At 63.6% G+C, this 5,084-nt stretch carries 1 protein-coding gene; it reads right to left on the minus strand.

The window, feature by feature from the left end:
- Nucleotides 1-5,084, minus strand: a 5,084-nt coding sequence (locus tag ASG84_RS18690) for a non-ribosomal peptide synthetase (RefSeq protein WP_156399598.1), incomplete at both ends; no start/stop codon positions are given.

Below are 5,084 nucleotides of genomic sequence, written 5' to 3' on the forward strand. Positions count from 1 at the left end.
ACCGCAACACCACCGACACCAGCCACACCCACCGCACCAGCCAACAACTCCGGCAACACCACACCCACCACAGACCGCGGACCACGAACCGGAGCCAGGGCGGCGTGTTCGTCGTTCGACAGAATGTCGATGTCCCCGATCAGGACGGACGGGTCCGTAGTGACGACATCGAGAATTCGCGTGAGGCGGTCGGCAAGGACTCGGACCGTGTCGGCGTCGAACAGTTCTGTGGCGTAACGGAAACCGGCGCCGATGCCGACCGGTGCGCCGAACTTGTCGAATTCTTCCGAGACCGTCAACTGCAAGTCGAAATTCGAAATGTCATTGGGCAGTTCGATGCCCTCGATCGACAGGCCGGGCAATGTCACCGTCGGTCGGTCGGTGTGCTGGAACTCGAGCATCACCTGGAACAACGGAGCATGGGCGGTCGATCTCGCGGGATCGACAGCATCGACCACACGCTCGAACGGGATGTCCGAGTGTGTGAACGCCGCCAGGTCGGTGGCGCGAACCTCCGACAGGAGATCCTCGAAACGTGTGGAACCAGCCACCTGGGTCCGAAGCACGAGCGTATTGACGAACATGCCGACGAGCTCGTCGAGTGCAGCATCTCCTCGGCCCGAGATCGGCGTTCCGACGGAGATGTCCTCGGTGCCGGACAGCCGGGCGAGAAGAACGGCCAACGCGGCGTGCACGATCATGAACGAGCTCGAATTGTGCTCGGCAGCAACAGTTGCGAGGCGTGCATGGACGGCGGCATCGATCTCGAACGAGATCGAGTCGCCGCGCAGAGACGCCACCGCCGGGCGGGGGCGATCGGTGGGCAGGGGCAGAACCTCGGGGCTACCGGACAGTGTGTCGACCCAGTAGGCCGATTGCTGTGCCATCAGCGACTCGGGATCGGACTCGGTGCCGAGGTACCGACGCTGCCACAGTGCGTAATCGGCATACTGCACCGGCAACGGGTCCTGGCTCGGCGCATGCCCTGCAGCACGTGCGCTGTACGCCACCATGAGATCGCGTGCCAGCGGGGCGCTGGAGAACCCGTCGGAGGAGATGTGGTGCACGACCATGACGAGCACGTGCTCGTTCTCGCGCTCTCGGATCAATCGGACGCGCAGCGGAACGTCCGCCACCACGTCGAAGCCCGAGCCGGCGACATCGCCGATCAGTTCCTGCACATGCCGCTCGTCGTCCGCCGTGATCGGAGTCAGATCCGGTAGTGCAGACGCCACGTCGAGAATCGACTGCACAGGGCCGTCGTCCGACAGCGGGAACATGGTGCGAAGAGATTCGTGCCGGGTCAACACATCGCCGATGGCCGATCGCATCGCGTCGATGTCGAGGGCACCGCTCAATCGCATGGCGAACGCGACGTTGTAGGCAGCCGACTCCGTGTCGTACTGATTGATGAACCACATCCGCTGCTGCGCCAGCGACAGCGGGACGACATCGGGGCGGTCCTGTGGAACCAGTCGCGGTGCCGACTCGGAATCGTGTTCGCGGATGTCGATGCCTGCGGACAATGCGCGCACGGTCGGCGCGTCGAACAGATCGCGGATACCGATGTTGCTTCCCAGCGCGGCATTCACCCGCGCTACCAATCGCATCGCGATCAGCGAGTTGCCGCCGATCTCGAAGAAGCTCGACGTGACGCCCACCTGCGAGACACCGAGGAGGTCGGCGAAGATGCCGGCCACGATTTCTTCGACGGGGTTCTCCGGACCGACGAATTCCGAAGCGGCGACGGTGAACTCGGGTGCAGGCAGCGCCTTGCGATCGAGCTTTCCACTGGCGTTGACCGGCAGCGAATCGAGCACCACCACGTGTGTGGGCACCATGTAGCCCGGAAGCCGCCGCGCGGCCTCGGCCGTCAGATCGGTGGTGTCGACGGCAGCGCCGGGTGCGCCCACGACGTAGGCAACCAGCGTTTCACCGGTGTTCGGGTCCTTGTGAACCAAGGCGATCGCTTGGGCGACCGACTCGGACCGCAGCAGTACGGCTTCGATCTCGGGCAGCTCGATGCGCAGGCCGCGCAACTTGACCTGAAAGTCGGTACGACCGATGTACTCGAGCTCACCGTCGGCGCGCCAGCGCACCAAATCGCCTGTGCGATAGAGCCGCTCACCCGGTTGACCGAACGGGTCGGCGACGAAGCGATCTGCCGTCAGATCGCCGCGGCCGACATAACCGCGTGCGAGCTGGACACCCGCGAGATACAGCTCGCCGGGCGCACCGATGGGTGCCAAGCGCAACGAGGCGTCCAGAACGTACAACCGGGTGTTCCACACCGGTGCGCCGATGGGGATGGAGACCGGATCTCGTCCGGTCACGTGGTAGTAGCTGACGTCGACTGCGGCTTCGGTCGGGCCGTAGAGATTGTGCAACTCCGCGAGCGAGAACTGAGCGAACTGTGCCGCGGTGGCAGGCGGAAGTGCTTCGCCACTGCAGAAGACGAGCCGCAGCGACACGCAATCTGCAGCCCGAGCACCGGCCGCGAACACTGCGAGCATCGACGGCACGAAGTGCACGGTGGTGACGTGCTCATCGGCGATGATGCGGGAGAGGTACGCGGGATCACGGTGCCCGTCGGGCTCTGCCACGACGAGTTTTGCACCCACCTGAAGCGGCCAGAAGAATTCCCACACCGAGACGTCGAAGGTCGCCGGCGTCTTCTGCAGAACTGTGTCCGCGGGCTCGAGGTGATACTCGTGCTGCATCCACAGCAGGCGATTGACTATGGCGGAGTGCGTGACTGCCACACCCTTGGGCCGGCCGGTGGAGCCGGATGTGTAGATCACGTAGGCGGTATTCGAACCACTCAGGCTGCCCAGTCGATCGGCATCGGTGATCGAGGAGTGACTTCGATCCGAGACGTCCAACAGATCGACGGCGAGAACCGGAGTAGCCACCGGAATGTTGATCCAGTCGCGGCTCGTGGTCAGAATGCACACCGGCTGAGCACTCGACAGTACGTAGGACGACCGTTCGACCGGATGGTCCGGGTCGATCGGAACATACGCACCACCGGCCTTGACGATGGCGTACATGCCCACGAGCAGGTCGATCGATCGACGCATTGCCAGGCCGACGTGGGATTCCGGTGCCACACCGAGCGAGATGAGGTGCCGAGCGAGCTGATTGGCACGCTCGTCCAGTTCGAGATACGTGAGTTGCTCGTCCTCGAACACCAGAGCGGTCGAGTACGGGCTGCGAAGTACCTGCCGGTCGAACAAGCTGCTCAGCGTGACGCCGATATCCCCGTTCGGAATCTGCTGGTGGATCGACGACGACTCGATCAGTCGTGCGGTGTCGTTCCACTCGAACAGAACCAGTTCTCGTTCTGCGGCGGACAGGATGTCGATGTCACCGGTGCGGACGTCCGTCGACGTGCCGATGGTGGAGACGATTCGCAGGAATCGGTCGACGAACCGATCGATGGTGTCGGAATCGAACAGATCTGTGGCGTAGGTGAAGGCAGCCGACAACGCACCGGACTCGTCGGCAGGGTTCTGATCGACGCGTAGCTGCAGATCGAACTTCGCTGTGTCGGTGCTGATTTCCTCGAACTCGACAGTGAGATCCGGCAGTTCGAGCGTGGCCGAGGCATTGTTCTGGAATTCCAGGAGAACCTGGAACAGCGGTGAATGGTCGGTCGATCGAGCCGGATCGAGAACATCGACGAGTCGCTCGAACGGAATGTCGGTGTTGTCGAAGGCAGCGAGATCCGAGCGTCGGGTACCGGCCAACAACTCGCCGAAAGTCGCGTGTGGCTCGACCTGTGTCCGCAACACGAGCGTGCCGACGAACATACCGACGAGATCGTCGAGTGCTGCATCCCCTCGACCGGCGATCGGGGTTCCGATAGCGATGTCGCGGGTGCCACTCAACCGGGCGAGCAGCAGGGCAAGCGCGGAGTGGACCACCATGAACAGCGTCGACTCGTGTTCGGCTGCAACCGAAGACAATCGAGCGGCTACATCGGCCGGAATCGTGAACGGGGTGACGCTGCCACGCATCGACTGCCGAATGGGCCGTGGTCGATCGAGCGGCATCGGCAACACGTCGGGCAGGTCTGCCAGTGCCGACTGCCAGAATTCGATCTGCCGCGAGGCGACGGATGTGGGGTCGTTCTCGTTGCCGAGGACGGCATGCTGCCACAGGGCGAAGTCCGCATACTGTACGGCCAGGGGTTCCCACGTCGGAGCCGATCCCGCGGACCGGGCACCGTAGGCGACCATGACGTCGCGCGCCAGCGGTGCCATCGAGGCGCCGTCCGCAGCGATGTGGTGGACCACGATGGCGAGAACGAAACTCTCCGCGCCGGTCCGATACAGCACGGCCCGGAACGGAAGGTCGACAGTGACGTCGAATCCTGTTGTGGCAGAAGTGAGGACGAGTGCATCCACCGACGCGACGTCGACCTCGACGTAATCGAGTGGGAGGTTGGGGCCGGTGACGTCCTCGACCGGGGTGATGACCTGATTCGGCAGATCACCCACCGTGGGAAAGACTGTCCGGAGTGATTCGTGTCTCGCCAGAACGTCGCCGATAGCTGCCGACATCGCGGTGACGTCCAGTCGACCCGTCAACCGAACGGTGAGTGGAATGTTGTAAGCGGGTGACGCCACATCGAACTGGTTGATGAACCACATCCGCTGCTGCGCGAGCGAGAGCGGAACGGACTCGGGTCGGTCGAGCGCCACGAGTGCCGGACGGCGGTGCAACGAGGCACCCTTCGCCTCTGCACGCTCTGCCAGGGTCCGCACCGTCGATGCCTCGAACAGATCGAGTACTTTCAGATCGGTTCCGAGGGCAGAGTTGGCTCGCGCGATCAATCGCGTTGCCACCAGCGAGTTTCCGCCGAGGTCGAAGAAGCTGTCGGTCACGCCGACCCGATCCACCTCGAGAACATCGCAGAAGACCGCTGCCACAGCGGCCTCGTACTCGGTCTCCGGTGCCTCGAACGCACCCTGCGATCCGAGTTCGGGTTCGGGTAGTGCGTTTCGGTCGAGTTTGCCTGCCGGAGTCAACGGAATCGACTCGAGCATCACCAACGCCGACGGCACCATATGCGCCGGCAA

The organism is Rhodococcus sp. Leaf278 (genome assembly GCF_001426085.1).
GTDB lineage: Bacteria > Actinomycetota > Actinomycetes > Mycobacteriales > Mycobacteriaceae > Rhodococcoides.